The organism is Bacillus sp. mrc49, from assembly GCF_002803435.1.
In genome coordinates this window covers 1-929 of the sequence record NZ_PHNG01000165.1, presented here as the reverse complement: position 1 = coordinate 929, position 929 = coordinate 1, and the positions used below count along the sequence as shown (strand labels likewise).

Sequence of the window (929 nt, the reverse complement as noted above, 5' to 3'; positions counted from 1 at the left end):
TTCAGCCAACCAAGCGGGATATTCCTCCTGCAATCGCTCAGTGATAAGCGTTTCTTTAATCGCATCTTTGCTATCTTCCAGATTCGCTTTTTTCGCTTCCTTCTTTCCAGTGACTTTAATGATATGGTAGCCATATTCGGTTTTGACCGGTTCACTGACCTTGTCCACATCAAGATCGAAGGCAACATCCTCAAATTCGCCGACCATATCACCTTTTCCAAAATACCCTAAGCTGCCGCCTTTACTCGCCGTTTGCGTATCGGTAGAATACTCGGCGGCCAGTTTGGCAAAGTCGCCGCCATCCGCAAGTTCTTTTGCAACTTTTTTAGCCGTTTTTTCGTCTTCGACTAAAATATGGCTAGCCTCGACTTGCTCCGCTTGTGTAAAGGTATCTTTATTGTCTTCGAAATAGGTGCTGATTTCATCATCTGTCACGGTAATTCGCGGTTCGACCAGCTTTCTCGTTTGCAGATAAACAACGATATCCTTTTTCAAGGCGTCCATGGAAGATCCGCTTGCTTCCAATTGCTCTTTGAACGCTGCCTCATCGCCATAGGATGCAACCATGTTATCGATTTCCTTCTGGATCTCTGCATCCTTTATTTTTATTCCCGCTTTTTTCGCTTCCAATTCGATCAACTTATTCGTGATCAAAAGGTCTAATGTATCTGCTCCATATCCTGCAACAAGGGCATCGTGCAGCTCATCCTCATTGATTTTCTTGCCGTCGATGCTCGCCACTGTCTTACCCATCGACGATACCATCGCAAATGCCATGATACCGGCAATGATTAGAATGGACCCTGCCCAAACATATGCCTTCGTGCTTCTAAATAGTTTCATGGATACTCTCCCTCAATTTTTCTATAATGATAGTGATTAAATATTAATTAATCCTTAAGATAAACTGCCCGCGGGCTATATGAACC

The 929-nt window shown here is 43.9% G+C and carries 1 protein-coding gene; it reads right to left on the bottom strand.

Annotated elements, in window-relative coordinates; all coding sequences use genetic code 11:
- Window positions 1–843 (bottom strand): peptidylprolyl isomerase (locus CVN76_RS01145; RefSeq protein ID WP_100530111.1); only part of this gene is annotated, 843 nt, incomplete at its 3' end.
- Window positions 844–929: the final 86 nt, after the last annotated feature.